Below are 17,753 nucleotides of genomic sequence, written 5' to 3'. Positions count from 1 at the left end.
TGGGTGATTTGTAACCTCTCCATTCATTGAGTTTTTTCTTAAAAAATGCCTCTGTAGAATCCCCCTTCGCTATTCTCAGAGGAGTAAAACGATGCGAGTAATCATGTTTGACAGGCAGTCATTATTTATTCATGGAGCGATGTACAGTTTGCAGAAGTTAATTCCGAAAATAGAGATGACAGGGGCTCGTCAGACTGATGAATTATGGGCGCAATTATCCGCGTCACCCTCCGCTATCGTCATGATAGATGGGTATTTAATTCGTGATAATGGTGTGGCTTTACTGGAAGAGATTATGGATCGTTTTCCAGCGTCGCGCGTGGTGTTGGTGTTAACGAAAAAAGAGCGACGTTGGGTTGAGCAAATGTTTCAGCGCAACGTGGTGGCGATAGTTCCCCGCAATGCGAATCCCGAACGCTTTTCCGCAGTGCTGGATTCCGTATCGCGTGGAATGGTCTGTTTTCCCGGCGAGTGGCTGAAGCAGCACTCCTCTCAGGATGAACTGGCAGTGTTAAGCGAGCGCCAGCGTGAGGTATTGAAGTTACTGGCGGCCGGAGAGTCCAATAAAGAGATTGGTCGTAATCTCAATATCAGTGCGGCAACGGTAAAAGCCCATCTTGAGACGCTTTTCCGGCGTCTTGATGTCAAAAACCGGACGCAGGCCGCGATGTACTACACCCGGGCGACGGCCTGAAGGATCTTCTCAGGCAGAGGGGACTCTTCCCCAAAACTGAAGAGGGTTAATATCAGGGCGTCATGCTGCTGTTGGGTTAATGGGCGTTTGTTCATTTCCCGCAGCAGCGCCTCACATAATTGAATATCATTAAAAAGCAAATTCTCCGCCTCAATCGGCGTGATGAGACTGTTAAATTTTTCCCACTGGCGAATCACGTGACCATAACCAATAACCCATATACCCTTTTCGTCACGGTATTTCTCCAGGGAAAGACCCTGTTGTTTTTTAATTAATGCGATTGCAGCAGAAGATATCTGCATTGCATAACCCGTCATAAGCGTTTCCTCTTAGTGGCGCGACTATAGAGGAAACGCCGCCGGGGAAATATCCGCCAAATGGCTGTTGATCAGGTTTAACTGAACGGGAATTCCTTTTTCAGTAAACCGAATAGCCAGTCGTTATGCCATTGCCCTGAAAGGAAATAACTCTCACGCAACTCACCTTCCAGTTGAAAACCTGTTTTTTCCAGCAGTCGCCTTGAGGCGATATTTCCCGCCGTCACGGTGGCGGTGAGCCGACGGATATTACCCTTAGTCAGCGCGAAATCACACACAGCCCGCAGAGATTCAAAGCCGTAACCTTTCCCCTGCGCAGAGGGCGCAAAGAGAAAACCGACTTCAGCACAATCTGCTTCCCGGTGCACATAGCCGGTTACGCCCAGCGGCGTCTGGCTGGCCGTCTCACGCACCACAAGGCAGAGCCAGTGCGAGCTGCCCGGCATCCACGGCAACAGACGAGACTCAAAGGCTTCCCGAATGTCCGCCTCGCTACGCGCAGGGGCGACAAAACGCATCACCTCAGGATTTTGCTGTAGCGACAGAAAAAAGGGCCAGTCTTGCTCTTGCAGCGGCGAGCAGGTGAGACGCGCGGTGGTTAAGGCGGGCATGACGATCCTCCGGAGGCATTGCAAATGATTATAAGGTTGTCACTTTATTTCAACAGAAAGTCAGGTATGTTTAACCTCATATAAATAAAAAGAAAAACGACTTTTAATGCCGCTTTAGCGGTACTCATTGTCTCTCAAGGAAAACAATGATGATTAGCTCATCGCATCATACCCGCGAACAGTTTGAACACTGTCTGGCGGCGATCCGTCAGGCGTCTGTTGAAATTTTACTTCTGTTGAATGTACATGTTTCTGAAGGAAAAGATCCACGCTGGTTTCTGGAGCAACTGGATAGCGCCCGCCTGGGGCTGGGCGGGTGGGGCGCCGTAGCCAGGAAGCTGAATCTGAATGATGCGGAAATGACGGCCTTTACGCTGCAATTACGCTTGCTTCAGCAGCGTGTTCCCCAGTATGAAAGCGGGCAGGATGTCAGCGAAAATCAGCTGATTGCGGCGATGCGCTTCGTCACCTCCCTTGAATATCTGCGTCTGCAACAGCCCCTCCTGACCTACGATACCGGGAGTGTGCCAGAGAAGGAGAGCCAGCTTCAGGCGCAGAAACAGGTGCGTGCCATTGAGCTGATGATTAAAGGGCTGATACAGCAGGCGTGGCCCGATCCGGTGCGGCTGAATAATCATCTTAAGACCTTGTTTAACGCTGAACGCGTGCGTCGCTGGCTGAAAAACGGTGAGATTAATGATGTTCTGAGCGGCATGTTGTTCAGCGAACTGGCCCAGCTGCTGGTGGATAAAAAAGAATTTAGCCGCTACTACGCGCCGCTGTTTAACGCTCCGGACATGCTGACGCTGCTGGTAGAGCCCCGCAAAACCCTGCAAACCTTCCTCGAAGATATTCGACAAATCCGCAACAGCATCACCGTGCAGCAGCCGTTAAGCGGGGCGCAAATCCAGCTGCTCGACTGCTATTACACGCAGATCACCCGCTCCGTTCAGCGCGCGTTTGAGGAAGGGCGGACACGCGTTAACCCGGCGGCGCTGATGGCGGTGGACGAAAGCGAGCTGCACGCGTTCTGGGAAAAGGCGCAAAAAATGGACCGCACCACAGGCGGCGATCTTTTTGAAGTGCGCGACAGTATAGAAAAACCGACTCAGCGCGCCGCGCGTACGCCAGAGCAGCGCGAACAGCTGATTTCCGGCGTGCTGTGGGGAGCGGTTGGCGTGATGGTTATCGCGATTGTCGTGGGGGGATTCTGGCTGGTGACCAGCAGTAAACCGCAGCCGGCTGTGGCCAGTACGGCATCTCCCGCGCAGGTGCAGGAGATGCGCGAAACGCCTTCCTCACGCGAGACGTTAACCCGCATGGGTGTTACCTGGGATGAGAATAATTTCCGCTCGGCCATCAATCGCAATGACACCCGCGTGGCGCTCCTGTTTTTGCAGGGCGGGATGGACTGGAAAATGTCATGGACGGAGGAGGCGTTGTCGGCAGGCTACGACGATGTACTGGAAGTAATGTTGCGCTACCGCCTGCAAATGACAGAGCAAAAGCCCTGCCGACGCTTTATTAATACGCTTAGCCATGCGATGGCGAACGGCGAATCGCTGACGCCTATGCGTAAGCAGTACCTGGAAGCATTCTGTACCGTTCCCGCGGTGGTGAAACGCCAGCAGCACGACGCCGATATGGCAACGCGCCGCGCGAAGACGCAGCCCGATGCCAGCACAAAAAAATGGCAGTCCATCCAGACTGCCATTTATGAAGTGATCCGCTGATTATTTTTCCCCCTCACCCTGCCCCTCAGGGGAGAGGGGCAAGGTTAGGGGTGAGGCTCAGGGCTCCCCATACAGCCCAATCAACCGCCGCACCACGCCATTCGTCCAGCCGAAGCCATCCTGCAACGGATACTCACCCCCGCCACCTTCGCGTGGCGTGCTGCTGGCGATGTGGTACTTCTCAATCAGCTTATGATGGGTTTTGTAGTAATGGTTCACCGTGTGCAGCCAGCTCCAGGCGATCTCATCTCCCAGCGAGTCGTTGCCGTACTGCTTGAACCCCTGGATCGCCATCCACTGGAGCGGCGCCCAGCCGTTCGGCTTATCCCACTGCTCCCCGGTTTCATATTCGGTGGCGAGAATACCGCCCGGCGTGAGCAGACGGGCTTTAACGGCATCGGACAGCCGTTCAGCCTGCTCATGCGTCGCCATGCCCACATACAGCGGCACAATGCTGGCCGCAGAGAACAGCGCCAGGGCTTCACGCCGCCAGTCGTAATCACGATAACAGCCGTTCTCTTCGTCCCACAGATAGCGGTTCACCGCCGCGCGCCGGTCGCTGGCTTTCTGGCGGAACAGATCAGCCGTCTCTTTATCCCCTTTCGACGCGGAGATATTGGCGATAGCGCTCTCCAGTTTGAACAGGAATGCGTTCAAATCAATGGGGATAAATTGTGTCGTGCGGATGCTGGCCAGCCGCGCAGGATCGCGCAGCCAGCGGGATGAGTAATCCCATCCTGAGGCTGCCCCGGCGCGCAGGTCGCGATACACCTCGTTCGGCGGACGACCGGAATGACGGGCGGTTTCCACGTCCTCAATCCACGATTCATCTCGCGGCGTGTCGCGATCGTCCCAGTAGCGGTTGAGCAATGAGCCATCCGGCATGCGTACCGCACTGCGATAGGCCTGATTGAGCAGCAGCGATTCCGCCCCGTCCATCCAGAAGGCGTACTCCATCTTAAGATGCTCAAGATAGCGCTTCGCCCCGCGCACGCCGTCCTCTTCAAACAGCTCCACCATCAGGGCAAAAACGGGCGGCTGTGAGCGGCTGAGATAGTAGGTACGGTTGCCGTTCGGGATATGGCCGTAGCGCTCAATCAGCCAGGCGAAGTTATCGGCCATACATTTCAGCAGATCGTTACGACCGCTTTCAGCAAGCCCCAGCATGGAGAAGTAAGAGTCCCAGTAGTAGGTCTCACTGAATCGCCCGCCGGGCACAATATAGGCCTGCGGCAGCGCCAGCAGCGACGACCACGGGATGTGATCCTGCGGTTCGCGCGTCAGCACCGGCCACAGATTATCAATATGTTCTTTCAGGGACAGGCCGGGGTCAGAGACGTACTCTTTGCTGTAGTCCTCCGGCAGCCAGAAGTGATTCTCCACAAAGCGCGCCAGGTCAAAATCACGGTGACGACGCACCTTGCGATAGCGGATCAAAATATCCAGCGGATCCATCTTCGGCGCGCAGTCGGGAAAGGTTTTGCTGTCCGCAAACAGCCGCGACGACTGGACGTGTTCAAACAGTTCAAGGTAGCGGTCTGCGGGCGTAAGGGCATCGGACGCCGGCAGTCCTTCAATCATTTCCGGTTCCGGCTCTGCCTCGATCATCTCATCCAGTTTTAACTCACAGGGATCGGTTTCGTAGCGCAGCTCTTCTGCAATCTCGAACTCGATATCCTCGGCAGTCTGTAGTTTCTGGTTGAACATGGTGTTCAGGACCTCCGGTTTTTGTCGTAACAAATACGGGTTTTTCCCGGCTATCTTTTAAGCGTAGACATTCGCTTCGGTTAATGCGGTGCGAAGTGTGCGGTAGATCACGCTTTCAAAATGGATTTAAACACGCTGAAAGTCAGATATCCCTTTGATTATGAAATTATTAAATCAGAATCTTTGGAAACAGAGCAGGAATAAAATTCAGAGCATTCGGTATTCTGCATATAAGCACGGATTAATGTGCCTGACGCGCATCGCCCTGAAGGCTGTTGGCGGTTTGATTGGCTTTCTGGCTGGCGCCTTCGCTTTTATCCATCGCCTTGCTGGCCGCTTTTTCCGCATGGGCGGCGCTGTACGCAGCCAGATGGGAAATCACGATGGCGTAAATGCTCATTAACGACACCCACAGAATGCTGTTTTTCCACCACAGCAGGGTAGGAATCGTCAGTATCGCCCATACCAGCGCGAGAACAAGGTGCATTTTGGCCATCAGTTTTGCGGTGATCTTTACGTGCATTTTCATATCTCTAATCTTTTTCCGTAGTAACAGGCGAACGCGTAGCGCTTTCTAAGATTAGTTAATTCCACCGCAGGTAGCGGGTTATTTTGTTACCGTTTGTACAGCCGTTGGGTTTACCTGCCCAGGGCATAAAAAAACCGGCCAGCTGGCCGGTTTTGTTGCGGATCAGACCGATCAGCGCATGGTCACAAACTCTTCCGCCGCAGTCGGGTGGATCGCCACGGTGTTATCGAAGTCTTTCTTCGTTGCGCCCATCTTCAGCGCCACCGCGAAGCCTTGCAGGATCTCGTCCATGCCGAAGCCAATGCCGTGGATGCCGACGATCTTCTCTTCCGGGCCCACGCAGACCAGCTTCATGCGGCACGGCTGACGGTGCGAGGTGACCGCGGTATACATCGCGGTAAACGCCGATTTATACACTTTCACCTGGTCATCGCCGTACTGCTCACGCGCCTGCGGCTCGGTTAAGCCGACGGTACCGATTGGCGGGTGGCTGAAGACCACGGTCGGGATGTTGCTGTAGTCCAGATGTTCGTCCGGCTTGTTATTAAACAGACGCTCGGAAAGACGACGCCCCGCCGCCACGGCAACCGGCGTCAGCTCTACGGCGCCGGTGTTATCACCGACGGCATAAATGCCCGGTACGCTGGTGTTCTGGAATTTATCAACGACAATGTAGCCTTTTTCATTGGTTTTCACCCCGGTTGCGGCCAGATTGAAGTTGTCGGTGGCCGGTTCACGACCAATCGCCCAGATCAGGCAATCAACGGTCTGGCTGCGACCATCTTCCAGCTCCAGAGTCAGGCTACCGTCCGCATTTTTCACCACCGCTTTTGGCACGGCGTTGGTGTGCAGGGTTGGGCCTTCGGCGTTCATCACCTCGACCAGCGTGTCGACGATCAGCGGGTCAAAGCTGCGCAGCGGCGCGTGTTTACGCACGAACAGGTGCGCTTCCGCTCCCAGGCCGTTAATCACGCCGGCCAGCTCAACCGCGATGTAACCTGCGCCCACAATGGCAACGCGTTCTGGCAGAGCAGGCAGCTCGAAGAAACCGTCGGAGTCGATACCGTATTCCGCGCCCGGAATGTTCGGGTGGCTCGGACGGCCACCGGTGGCGATCAGGATGTGATCGGCGGTGATCGTCTCGCCGTTCACTTCGATCGTCTTCGCATCCACGAAACGGGCGAAGCCGCGGATCACGTCGACGTTATTCTTGCCCAGTACGTTATCGTACGAGGTGTGAATACGGTCGATGTAGGCGGTACGGCTGGCGATCAGTTTATCCCAGTCGAAGTGGTTGATGGTGGTGTCAAAGCCGTAGTCCGGGCCATACATATGGATAGCTTCACGGATTTGCGCGGCATGCCACATCACTTTCTTCGGTACACAACCCACGTTCACGCAGGTGCCGCCGAGTTCTTTGGCTTCAATCAGCGCACACTTCTGGCCGTACATGGCTGCACGGTTGATGGAGGCGATGCCGCCGCTGCCGCCGCCGATTGCGATGTAGTCATAATGCTTAGTCATAGCGTTGTCCTTAATCGTGAATTGCCGCGATTGTATACCTGAAATCAATAGTTTCCACCGATGGCTGCGATTACTCCGGCACGATCCAGCTCACGGTGGCGTGACCCGTACCGGCTGGCACCAGCGTTTTGTGCAGCCACGGCAGCACGTTGTTCATCTGTGCTTCGAGCTTCCACGGCGGGTTAATGACGATCATGCCGGACGCGGTCATGCCGCGCTGGTCGCTGTCAGGGCGCACCGCCAGCTCAATTTGCAGGATTTTACGAATGCCGGTCGCTTCGAGGTCTTTGATCATGCGTTTAATTTGCGCGCGCAGCACTACCGGATACCACAGGGCATAGGTGCCGGTCGCAAAGCGTTTGTAACCTTCGTTAATGCCGGTCACCACCGCCTGATAGTCGGTTTTGATTTCGTACGGCGGGTCGATCAGCACCAGGCCGCGACGGGAAACCGGCGGCAGTTTGGCTTTCAGCTGCTGGTAGCCATCGGCTTTGTCGACGCGGGCGCGGTTATCTTTCTGAAACTCAGAACGCAGCAGCGGGAAGTCGCTCGGGTGCAGCTCTGTCAGCTGAAGGCTGTCCTGCTCGCGCAGCAGCTGGCGGGCAATCAGTGGTGAACCCGGGTAGTAACGCAGCTGGCCGTTGCGGTTGAAGTGATTCACCACGCCAATGTACGGCTCCAGCTCGGCAGGCAGATCGTCCTGCTGCCAGATACGCGCAATCCCTTCCAGATATTCACCAGTACGCTCGGCATGCTCGCCGCTCAGCTGATAACGGCCCGCGCCCGCGTGGGTGTCCAGATAAAGGAACGGTTTATCCTTTTCTTTAAGCGATTCGATGATCAGGCTCTGAACGGTATGTTTGAGGACGTCGGCGTGGTTGCCTGCGTGGAAGCTGTGGCGATAACTGAGCATGGGTAATGATATTCCGCTGAATTGACGATTTGCCACAGTTTACAGCAGAACGGCACAGATTACCCGCAGGCCCGGTAAGCGCAGCGCCACCGGGCGTTTTTCGACAACCTTCGGCATTGAAATCCTCTACACTTAACCCCATTACTGAAAACAATATGCACAGCGCCGGATGCGCGCTTCATTCATCTATTTCAACAGGACAGCGTTTATGACCAATCCATTACTGACGCCTTTTTCGTTGCCACCGTTTTCTAAAATCCTCCCTGAGCATGTGGTTCCGGCCGTTACCCAGTCGCTGAACAACTGCCGTGCGGCGGTAGAAAACGTGGTCGCGCAGGGCGTGCCGTACACCTGGGAAAATCTGTGTCAGCCGCTGGCCGAAGTGGACGACGTGCTGGGGCGTATCTTCTCCCCGGTGAGTCACCTGAACTCGGTGAAAAACAGCCCGGAGCTGCGTGAGGCCTACGAACAGACCCTGCCGCTGCTCTCTGAGTACAGCACCTGGGTCGGTCAGCATGAGGGGCTCTACAAAGCCTACCGCGACCTGCGCGACGGCGACCACTATGCCGAACTGAACACGGCGCAGAAAAAATCGGTCGATAACGCCCTGCGTGATTTCGAACTGTCCGGGATTGGCCTGCCAAAAGAAAAACAGGTGCGCTACGGCGAAATCGCCGCGCGCCTGTCCGAGCTGGGCAACCAGTACAGCAACAACGTCCTCGACGCCACCATGGGCTGGACGAAGCTGATTACCGATGAATCTGAACTGGCGGGTATGCCGGAAAGCGCGCTGGCGGCGGCAAAAGCCCAGGCCGAAGCGAAAGAGCAGGAAGGCTTCCTGTTAACGCTGGATATCCCAAGCTATCTGCCGGTGATGACCTACTGCGACAACCAGGCCCTGCGCGAAGAGATGTACCGCGCCTACAGCACCCGCGCCTCCGATCAGGGGCCGAATGCCGGTAAGTGGGACAACAGCCCGGTGATGGCGGAGATCCTCGCTCTGCGCCACGAGCTGGCACAGCTGCTGGGCTTCGACAGCTACGCGGATAAATCCCTCGCCACCAAAATGGCTGAGAACCCACAGCAGGTGCTCGACTTCCTGACCGATCTGGCGAAACGCGCCCGTCCTCAGGGTGAAAAAGAACTGGCTCAGCTGCGCGCCTTTGCGAAAGCGGAGTTCGGCGTGGACGAGCTTCAGCCGTGGGATATCGCGTACTACAGCGAAAAACAGAAACAGCACCTCTACAGCATCAGCGACGAACAGCTGCGTCCGTACTTCCCGGAAAACAAAGCCGTTAACGGCCTGTTCGAGGTGGTGAAACGCATCTACGGCATTACCGCGAAAGAGCGTACCGACATCGACGTCTGGCATCCGGACGTGCGCTTCTTCGAGCTGTATGACGAGAAAAACGAGCTGCGCGGCAGCTTCTATCTGGATCTTTACGCGCGAGAAAACAAACGTGGCGGGGCGTGGATGGACGACTGCGTGGGCCAGATGCGTAAAGCGGATGGTTCCCTGCAAAAACCGGTCGCCTACCTGACCTGTAACTTCAACCGCCCGGTGAGCGGCAAACCTGCGCTGTTTACCCACGATGAAGTGATCACCCTGTTCCACGAGTTCGGTCACGGCCTGCACCACATGCTGACCCGCATCGAAACCGCTGGCGTCGCCGGTATCAGCGGTGTGCCATGGGATGCGGTCGAGCTGCCAAGCCAGTTTATGGAAAACTGGTGCTGGGAGCCGGACGCGCTGGCATTTATCTCCGGCCATTACGAAACGGGCGAACCGCTGCCGAAAGAACTGCTGGATAAAATGCTGGCGGCGAAAAACTACCAGGCGGCGATGTTCATCCTGCGTCAGCTGGAGTTCGGCCTGTTCGACTTCCGCCTGCACGCCGAGTTCAGCCCGGAGCAGGGGGCGAAAATCCTCGAAACCCTGGCTGAGATTAAAAAGCAGGTCGCGGTTATTCCAGGCCCGACCTGGGGACGCTTCCCGCACGCGTTCAGCCATATCTTCGCAGGCGGGTACGCCGCAGGCTACTACAGCTACCTGTGGGCCGACGTGCTGGCGGCAGATGCCTTCTCGCGCTTCGAAGAAGAGGGGATTTTCAACCGCGAAACCGGTCAGTCGTTCCTTGATAACATCCTGACGCGCGGCGGTTCAGAAGAGCCTATGGAGCTGTTCAAACGCTTCCGTGGCCGCGAGCCGCAGCTGGATGCGATGCTGGAGCATTACGGAATCAAAGGCTGATTGCTACGTGAAGATCTGCTTAGTAGATGAAACAGGCGCCGGGGACGGCGCCTTATCTGTTCTGGCGGCCCGCTGGGGGCTGGAACATGATGAAGACAACCTGATGGCGCTGGTGATGACGCCGGAACATCTGGAGCTGCGCAAGCTCGATGAGCCAAAGCTTGGCGGGATTTTTGTCGATTTTGTCGGCGGCGCGATGGCGCACCGGCGTAAGTTTGGCGGCGGTCGCGGTGAAGCGGTGGCCAAAGCGGTCGGCATTAAAGGCAGCTATCTGCCGGACGTGGTGGATGCCACGGCGGGGCTGGGGCGCGATGCCTTTGTGCTGGCGTCTGTCGGCTGTCGGGTGCGGATGCTGGAGCGTAATCCGGTTGTCGCCGCGCTGCTCGACGACGGGCTGACGCGGGGCTACGCGGACCCGGAAATCGGCCCGTGGTTGCAGGAACGTTTGCAACTTATTCATGCCTCCAGCCTGACGGCGCTGACCGATATCACCCCGCGCCCGCAGGTAGTCTATCTCGACCCCATGTTCCCGCATAAGCAGAAAAGCGCGCTGGTTAAGAAAGAGATGCGGGTGTTTCAGTCTCTGGTGGGGCCAGATTTAGATGCCGATGGCCTGCTGGAGCCGGCTCGTCAGCTGGCGACGAAGCGGGTGGTGGTGAAGCGGCCGGACTATGCGCCGCCGCTGGCGGACGTTGCGACCACTAACGCGGTGACCACGAAAGGGCATCGGTTTGATATTTATTCGGGAACGCCAGAATAAAAAAGCCGGGTGGCGGCTTCGCCTTACCCGGCCTACATTCAGTGCCGCTTGTAGGCCCGGTAAGCGTTAGCGCCACCGGGCTTTTTTGCACTTACTCGTCTTCTTCGTCACGCAGTGGAACAATCAGCATATCCACGTGTACGGTGTTAATCAGCTGGCGCGCGGAAGACATCAGCTTGCTCCAGAAGTCCTGGTGATGACCGCATACCACCAGGTCCATATCGTATTTCTTAATCGCATCAACCAGCACCTGGCCCAGATCGCCACTACCGCTTAAGGTTTCAGTGATTGGATAGCCCGCGTTGGTAGAAAGCTCGCTCAGCGCGTGGTGAGTCTCTTCGGAGATGCGTTTCTGCATATCGCCGAGATTCACGTCGATCAGACCGGTGTAGAGGTCGGAGTAATTCACATCAACGTGAATCAGCGAAACTTTCGCGTTGTAGGGACGTGCCATGGATACTGCTTTATCAACCAGCACTTTACTCTCCGGGGAGAGGTCTACCGCGATGAGAATGTGTTTGTAAGCCATAGTGTTACTCCTTCCTTAAGTTATCGATGACTAAATGGGAAAGCCGTCGTCTGATGCTTTCATTACGGCCCAGTTAAACATATTTTTCAAGCTTTGGTGTTGATAACGATTAACCTTGTGGCAAAAAAATTAACGGATCTCCTACACTATTTAATGAGCCGTTCGGATATTAAAACGCGAACCGGATCGACTTTTGGTCATTCTTTCACTGAACTGTCTGTCAGGGCATTGGGGTGCGGTAGCTCAGGAGCCTTGCTTCGTGGGCGGACGCCGGGGAGGATGTATGATTAGCACCGTCGCATTGTTTTGGGCGTTATGCGTGGTTTGCATAGTGAATATGGCGCGCTACTTCTCATCGTTACGTGCGCTGTTAGTGGTACTTCGTGGTTGCGATCCGTTGCTTTATCAGTATGTGGACGGTGGAGGGTTCTTCACCTCGCACGGACAGCCCAGCAAGCAGATGCGTCTGGTGGGGTATATCTACTACCAACGCTACCGCGATCACCACGATGAAGAGTTTATCCGTCGCTGCGAGCGCCTGCGTCGTCAGTTCATTTTGACCAGCGCCCTGTGTGGCCTGGTTGTGGTGAGTATGATTGCGCTGATGATTTGGCACTGAGCATAAAAAAAGCGGGCCAGTTTCCTGACCCGCTTTTTTGTCGCCTTCAGCCAATTAAATCAGCTTCAGCGAAATCCAGTACAGACCGCCAGACAGCAGGATGGACGCCGGGAGGGTGAACACCCAGGCCATCAGGATGTTGGTCACGGTTTTACGCTGCAAACCGCCGCCGTCAACAATCATGGTACCTGCCACGGACGAAGAGAGTACGTGGGTGGTTGAGACTGGCATACCGGTGTAGCTCGCCAGACCGATAGATACCGCTGCCGTCATCTGCGCGGACATACCCTGCGCATAGGTCATGCCTTTCTTACCGATCTTCTCGCCGATGGTGGTCGCCACACGACGCCAGCCAATCATCGTACCGATACCCAGCGCCAGTGCGACCGCCATGATGATCCAGATTGGCGCGTACTCAATGGTGTTGAGCATATCGCCTTTCAGTTTCTTCAGCAGACGTTGGTCGTCAGCATTAACCTCTGGCAGCTTCGCGACTTTATCGGTCACGTCGGAGATACAGAGCATGATGCGACGCAGTTGACCACGCTGTTCAACAGCCAGTTTGTCATAGCTTTCGATATCGGCCAGCATGCCTTTCGCACGTTCCAGCGCGTTAATCGCGTTTGCCGGATGGCAATGGAACTCGCCCGGTGCCGTCGTTGCGCCTGACTCCGGAGAAGGAATCAGCTGGTCCACGCCGGTCGCTTTCTTCAGCAAATCAGGATGCTGCTGGAAGTAAGTCTCAACGTTGTTTACCGCATCACGGGTACGGGTGATTTCGTAACCGGAGGCGTTCATGTTAACCACGAAGCCCGCCGGTGCGACGCCAATCAGAACCAGCATCACCAGGCCGATACCTTTCTGACCATCGTTCGCGCCATGAGAGAAGGCGACGCCAATAGCGGAAATGATCAGCGCGATACGCGTCCAGAACGGCGGCTTTTTCTTGCCGTCTTTCTTCTCACGCTCTGCTGGCGTCAGATGGATACGCGCACGTTTTTTCGTGTTGCTCCAGTAGCGACGCAGGATGAAAATCAAGCCACCCGCCACCACCAGACCGACGATAGGGGAGATGATCAGAGAGCCGAAAATGCCGATAACTTTCGGGATGTTCAGCGCATCAACGACGGAGGTCCCGGTCATCAGGGCATTGGTTAACCCGATACCGATAATCGCGCCGATGAGGGTGTGAGAGCTGGATGCCGGCAGGCCAAAATACCAGGTACCGAGGTTCCAGATAATCGCAGCAAGCAGCATTGAGAACACCATGGCCAGGCCATGACCGGAACTCACGTTAAGCAGCAGATCCGTTGGCAGCATATGCACAATGGCATACGCAACGCTCAGTCCGCCCAGGAGGACACCAAAAAAGTTAAATACCGCCGCCATCACGACCGCAAGCTGCGATCGCATTGCGCGAGTGTAGATAACCGTTGCTACTGCGTTTGCAGTGTCGTGGAAGCCGTTGATCGCTTCGTAAAACAGCACAAAAACCAGAGCAAGCAATAATAAAAGCCCGGTATGTAAATCCAGGCCGGCAAACAAATGTAGCATAGGACGTTACGCCATTTTGAGGACATGAACGCGGCGCATTATCCAGGACAAATGCGCAACGGGCAAAGTGAAATATAGACTTTTTTTGACATACCACCTGATTTGAGAAATGTGCCTGAAAGGATAATCTTTAAATATCAATGAAATGGCTTTGTAATATCTTTTTACGCTGGTGCGACCACTGAGGAAACTTTACAATCCGCGGCAGTTAACGAAGAGGATTTTGACGTGGAAAGGTTTGATGCCGTAGTAATTGGCGCCGGTGCGGCGGGTATGTTTTGTGCGGCGATGGCCGGACAAGCGGGTCGTCGCGTGCTGCTGCTGGATAACGGAAAAAAGCCTGGCCGCAAGATCCTGATGTCTGGCGGCGGGCGATGCAACTTTACTAATCTTTATGTCGAGCCTGCGGCCTATTTGAGCCAAAACCGTCATTTTTGCAAATCTGCGCTGGCGCGCTACACCCAGTGGGATTTTATCGAGCTGGTGGGTAAACACGGTATCGCGTGGCATGAGAAGACGCTGGGGCAGCTGTTCTGCGACGACTCCGCGCAGCAAATTGTCGATATGCTGGTGGCCGAGTGCGAAAAAGGCGGCGTAGTTATGCGCCTGCGCACCGAAGTGCTGGACGTCGCCCGTGACGAGGAAGGCTACACGCTGCAACTCAACGGTGAAACCGTCAGCGCCGATAACCTGGTGATCGCCAGCGGCGGCCTCTCGATGCCGGGTCTGGGCGCCTCACCGTTCGGCTATAAAATCGCCGAGCAGTTTGGCCTGAAGGTACTGCCCACCCGCGCCGGGCTGGTACCGTTCACGCTGCATAAGCCCCTGCTGGAACAGCTTCAGACGCTCTCCGGCGTGTCTGTGCCGTCGGTCATTACGGCCGAAGACGGCACGGTGTTCCGCGAAAATCTGCTCTTTACCCATCGCGGACTCTCGGGCCCGGCGGTATTGCAGATCTCCAGCTACTGGCAGCCGGGGGAGTTTGTCTGCGTAAACCTGGTGCCGGACTGCGATCTGGACGTCTTCCTCAACGAGCAACGCGCTGCGCACCCGAATCAAAGCCTGAAAAATACCCTGGCGATGCAGCTGCCGAAGCGTCTCGTGGAGTGCTTGCAGGTATTAGGGCAAATTCCGGATGTCGCGCTCAAGCAGCTCAACAGCCGCGAGCAGGAAGCGCTGGTGGAGACGCTGACGAACTGGCGCGTACAGCCAAACGGCACCGAAGGCTACCGCACGGCGGAAGTGACGCTGGGCGGCGTGGATACAAACGAACTCTCATCCCGCACGATGGAAGCCCGCAACGTGCCGGGTCTTTATTTCATTGGTGAAGTGATGGACGTGACCGGCTGGCTCGGCGGGTATAACTTCCAGTGGGCGTGGGCCAGTGCCTGGGCATGCGCGCAGGCACTCGCTGAGGGTAAATGACAAGCGGGCGCGGTCATTCATCATTGCATTTTAGGGGCTGACGGCGTCGTCAGTCAGGCGTACAATCTCCAGAATATTGCTGGCGGCCACGGTTCCCATCTTGATGTATGACGCTGCGCTGACGCCGCCAATATGCGGCGAAATGATGACGTTATCGACGGTCTGCCACAGGTTCGGGGCGGTCAGCGGCTCGCTGGTAAAGCTGTCGAGTGCCGCGCTGTGCAAGGTTCCATCCTTTAGCGCGTGTAACAGGGCTTCATCGTTAATTAACCCGCCGCGCGCCGTGTTCACCAGAATCGCGTTACGTTTACAGTGCGCGAGCGTGTCTGCGTTGATCATTCCTCTGTTGTCGTCAGTGAGCGGGCAATGCAGGGAGATAACATCGGCACGGGATAAAAGGTCGGGTAAGGTGTTTGCCCGTTCACAACCAGAAGGCATCGTTTTAGCGTAAGGATCATACGCCACAACCTGCATGCCGAATGCCTGCCCCACCAGCGCAACCCGCGAGCCAATCGCCCCCAGACCGATAAGCCCCAGCGTCCTGCCTTCCAGCTCGATCGATTTGTGCGTGGCTTTATCCCAGTGCCCGTCACGCAGGCGTTTATCAAGGGTGACCACGGATTTGGCACAGGCAAGAATCAATGCCCAGGTATGTTCTGCAACCGCTGCCGCATTGGCGCCAGGGGCAGAACGAACGGCGATATTACGCGCCGCTGCCGCTGGCTGGTCTATCACGTCAATGCCGCTTCCGTGTTTCGATATAACCTGTAATGCAGGGGCTGCATCCATGATCCTTGCGGTTATTTTGCCGTAACGCACCAGGATGGCCACAGGATTGTGCCGTTCGCACAGCGTAACCAGCTGATCTTCAGTGGGCTGATGACCGGCATACACCACGTCAAAGTCTCGCAGCATGTTGACAGCCTGGTCCGCCAGGTCGCATCCCGTGACCAGTACAACGCGTTTGCCTTCCATTACAATGTCTCCCCGTCAGATAACATGCCCGCCTTACGCAGCGCGTCGTTAAGCCAGTGTGGACGTAAATCACCCTCACGAATAGCAGCAAGACGACGGGTCTCTGTTTCGAGTTTCCCTTTGGCCATGGCGATAACGGCCTGTACTTCATCACGCGGGATCACCACCACGCCGTCGATATCCGCGACCACCAGATCCCCGGCTCGTACCGTTGCGCCAGCGATTGAGATGGGGTGATTAACCCGGCCAGGAATTGATTTTGTCGGGCCACAGGGGTTAAGACCGGCGGCGAAGACGGGGTAGTGCCCTTTACTCAGGGTATCGGCATCACGTACCGCCCCGTCAATGATGATGCCCGCAATACCGCTTGCCTGGGCCTGCGTCGCCATAATCTCACCGAGCAGCGCACAGGTCAGGTCGCCTTTCCCGTCAACAACCAACACATCGCCAGGCTGTGCTACGGCCATTGCGGCATGGATGGCCAGATTATCTCCCGGGCGCACCTCCACGGTGACTGCCGGGCCCGCAACGGCCATGTGAGGCGCGAGCGGTTTGATACGACCATGCAATGTACCGCGGCGACCGGCAACATCCGCCAGAATGGCGGCCTGATATTCGGCAGCCTGGTGAACCTGTTCAGCCGATACGCGTTCGACCTGACGATTAATCAATGATTTTTCAGAAACGGACATATATGCCTCCATATTGTTTTACTGTGTACAATGCAGGTGTACAATACAAAACAACTATAGCGGTGTTGCTTTCCCTTTAGCCAGATCTGCGATGGCGTTTGTGATGTAAACACGAAGTGACTCACAAAAATTGAGGTACACTCACTGCCGAGCAGAAAAGGAGATGATGATGGGTAACGAAGGCGTTGTAGCGGTCGAAAAGGCGCTGGCTTTACTGGATTGCTTCCGTCCCGGCGATGAGAGCCTGACGCTGACCGCGCTGGCGCAGCTATCGGGTTATCACAAAACCACGGTTTACCGGTTAATGAATTCGCTTGAGCGAATGAACTATGTCGTCAGGCATGATGACGGCAATTATGCGCTTGGCCCACGTCTGCTTTACCTTGGCAAACTTTACGAACAATCTTTCCATCTTTCCCGGGTGGTGCAGCCTGAGCTTCAGGCGTTATCACAGGCCTCTCAGGAGAGCGCCAGCTGGTATGTGTTAGAAGGCGGGCAACGTCTGTGCCTGTTCCGGGCAGAAGCATCGCACGGGTTGCGTCACAGCAATCTGCCGGGTACTCAGTTTCCGCTGGACGATTCTGCCATCAGTAAAGTGCTTCGCCACTGGGGCCTTAATGACGCGCTGCCAGAGGGGGAGCCCGCTGTTCCACTTTATACCGCAGGCGCCCGTGACCCGCATACCGCGGCGTTCGCGATGCCCGTCTTCGGCGTCAATGACAAGCTGATTGCGGCGCTGGCGTTGACCGGGCCCATCTCCAGACTGACTGAAGATCGCCGTGAACAGGGGATCAGCCAGCTAATGCATGCCACCGCCAGCCGCCTGTCGCAGAAAATGGGGGCCAGTAAGCCTTTCTGCCAGCAGTTTTATGGGGAAACGCAGGATACTGCGGAAGAGAGTCTCTAAGTATAAAGCGGGA

At 55.9% G+C, this 17,753-nt stretch carries 17 protein-coding genes; 7 read left to right on the top strand and 10 right to left on the bottom strand.

Annotated elements, in window-relative coordinates; all coding sequences use genetic code 11:
• Positions 1-91 precede the first annotated feature (91 nt).
• Entirely contained in the window at positions 92-694 is a 603-nt protein-coding gene (locus FZF21_RS20865) for a response regulator transcription factor (protein WP_032104620.1), read from the top strand.
• Here FZF21_RS20865 and FZF21_RS20860 read toward each other — a convergent pair.
• Positions 673-1,011, bottom strand: a complete 339-nt coding sequence (locus tag FZF21_RS20860; RefSeq protein WP_015571514.1) for a lysozyme — start codon at positions 1,009-1,011, stop codon at positions 673-675. The two genes, FZF21_RS20865 and FZF21_RS20860, sit on opposite strands and share 22 nt — an antisense overlap.
• A gap of 77 nt (positions 1,012-1,088) precedes the next feature.
• On the bottom strand, positions 1,089-1,622 hold the full coding sequence (locus tag FZF21_RS20855; RefSeq protein ID WP_047736849.1) for a GNAT family protein: 534 nt from the start codon (positions 1,620-1,622) through the stop codon (positions 1,089-1,091).
• Between the two features lie 146 nt (positions 1,623-1,768).
• On the opposite strand from FZF21_RS20855, the gene FZF21_RS20850 reads away from it, so the two are divergent.
• Positions 1,769-3,355 carry an STY4199 family HEPN domain-containing protein gene (locus FZF21_RS20850; RefSeq protein WP_047736852.1) on the top strand — a complete coding sequence of 529 codons (1,587 nt, stop codon included), beginning with the start codon at positions 1,769-1,771 and terminating at the stop codon, positions 3,353-3,355.
• Between the two features lie 57 nt (positions 3,356-3,412).
• Here FZF21_RS20850 and FZF21_RS20845 read toward each other — a convergent pair whose 3' ends face one another.
• The 4 genes from FZF21_RS20845 to FZF21_RS20830 all read right to left on the bottom strand — a co-directional run bounded on the left by FZF21_RS20845 (position 3,413) and on the right by FZF21_RS20830 (position 8,028).
• Positions 3,413-5,062, bottom strand: a complete 1,650-nt coding sequence (locus tag FZF21_RS20845; protein WP_015571511.1) for an alpha,alpha-trehalase — start codon at positions 5,060-5,062, stop codon at positions 3,413-3,415.
• A gap of 241 nt (positions 5,063-5,303) precedes the next feature.
• Positions 5,304-5,591, bottom strand: a complete 288-nt coding sequence (locus tag FZF21_RS20840) for a hypothetical protein (RefSeq protein ID WP_015571509.1) — start codon at positions 5,589-5,591, stop codon at positions 5,304-5,306.
• Between the two features lie 171 nt (positions 5,592-5,762).
• On the bottom strand, positions 5,763-7,115 hold the full coding sequence (gorA, locus tag FZF21_RS20835; protein ID WP_017384179.1) for a glutathione-disulfide reductase: 1,353 nt from the start codon (positions 7,113-7,115) through the stop codon (positions 5,763-5,765).
• 70 nt (positions 7,116-7,185) lie between these two features.
• A complete protein-coding gene (locus FZF21_RS20830) occupies positions 7,186-8,028 on the bottom strand; it encodes a 23S rRNA (adenine(2030)-N(6))-methyltransferase RlmJ (protein ID WP_006808562.1) in 843 nt (280 codons plus the stop codon).
• Between the two features lie 208 nt (positions 8,029-8,236).
• On the opposite strand from FZF21_RS20830, the gene prlC reads away from it, so the two are divergent.
• Both prlC and rsmJ read left to right on the top strand, forming a co-directional pair.
• Entirely contained in the window at positions 8,237-10,279 is a 2,043-nt protein-coding gene (prlC, locus tag FZF21_RS20825) for an oligopeptidase A (RefSeq protein WP_017693817.1), read from the top strand.
• A 7-nt stretch (positions 10,280-10,286) separates the two neighbouring features.
• The gene (rsmJ, locus tag FZF21_RS20820) at positions 10,287-11,039 is read left to right on the top strand and encodes a 16S rRNA (guanine(1516)-N(2))-methyltransferase RsmJ (RefSeq protein WP_017693818.1); all 753 of its coding nucleotides are present in this window, start codon (positions 10,287-10,289) and stop codon (positions 11,037-11,039) included.
• A 91-nt stretch (positions 11,040-11,130) separates the two neighbouring features.
• Here rsmJ and uspA read toward each other — a convergent pair whose 3' ends face one another.
• On the bottom strand, positions 11,131-11,568 hold the full coding sequence (uspA, locus tag FZF21_RS20815; RefSeq protein WP_003861223.1) for a universal stress protein UspA: 438 nt from the start codon (positions 11,566-11,568) through the stop codon (positions 11,131-11,133).
• A gap of 283 nt (positions 11,569-11,851) precedes the next feature.
• Here uspA and uspB point away from each other — a divergent pair, with 283 nt between their 5' ends.
• Positions 11,852-12,187 carry a universal stress protein UspB gene (uspB, locus tag FZF21_RS20810; protein WP_003861224.1) on the top strand — a complete coding sequence of 112 codons (336 nt, stop codon included), beginning with the start codon at positions 11,852-11,854 and terminating at the stop codon, positions 12,185-12,187.
• Between the two features lie 54 nt (positions 12,188-12,241).
• On the opposite strand, the gene pitA is transcribed toward uspB, so the two are convergent.
• The gene (pitA, locus tag FZF21_RS20805) at positions 12,242-13,741 is read right to left on the bottom strand and encodes an inorganic phosphate transporter PitA (protein ID WP_017384176.1); all 1,500 of its coding nucleotides are present in this window, start codon (positions 13,739-13,741) and stop codon (positions 12,242-12,244) included.
• 228 nt (positions 13,742-13,969) lie between these two features.
• Between pitA and FZF21_RS20800 the strand changes: the two genes are divergently transcribed.
• Positions 13,970-15,166, top strand: coding sequence for an NAD(P)/FAD-dependent oxidoreductase (locus FZF21_RS20800; RefSeq protein WP_047736853.1), 1,197 nt, complete (start codon positions 13,970-13,972; stop codon positions 15,164-15,166).
• 30 nt (positions 15,167-15,196) lie between these two features.
• Here FZF21_RS20800 and FZF21_RS20795 read toward each other — a convergent pair whose 3' ends face one another.
• Together FZF21_RS20795 and FZF21_RS20790 are read right to left on the bottom strand one after the other, a co-directional pair.
• Positions 15,197-16,141 (bottom strand): hydroxyacid dehydrogenase, encoded by a 945-nt coding sequence (locus FZF21_RS20795; RefSeq protein WP_047736856.1) that lies wholly within the window; start codon positions 16,139-16,141, stop codon positions 15,197-15,199.
• A complete protein-coding gene (locus FZF21_RS20790) occupies positions 16,141-16,833 on the bottom strand; it encodes a ribonuclease activity regulator RraA (protein ID WP_022649701.1) in 693 nt (230 codons plus the stop codon). The genes FZF21_RS20795 and FZF21_RS20790 overlap by 1 nt, the downstream gene beginning before the upstream one ends.
• Before the next feature lie 169 nt (positions 16,834-17,002).
• Here FZF21_RS20790 and FZF21_RS20785 point away from each other — a divergent pair, with 169 nt between their 5' ends.
• Complete coding sequence (locus FZF21_RS20785; protein ID WP_032674096.1) at positions 17,003-17,740, top strand: IclR family transcriptional regulator; 738 nt, start codon at positions 17,003-17,005, stop codon at positions 17,738-17,740.
• Positions 17,741-17,753 lie beyond the last annotated feature (13 nt).

It is taken from the genome of Enterobacter sp. LU1 (genome assembly GCF_008271405.2).
Lineage (GTDB): Bacteria > Pseudomonadota > Gammaproteobacteria > Enterobacterales > Enterobacteriaceae > Enterobacter > Enterobacter hormaechei_C.
This window is presented reverse-complemented; position numbering and strand designations above follow the sequence as displayed.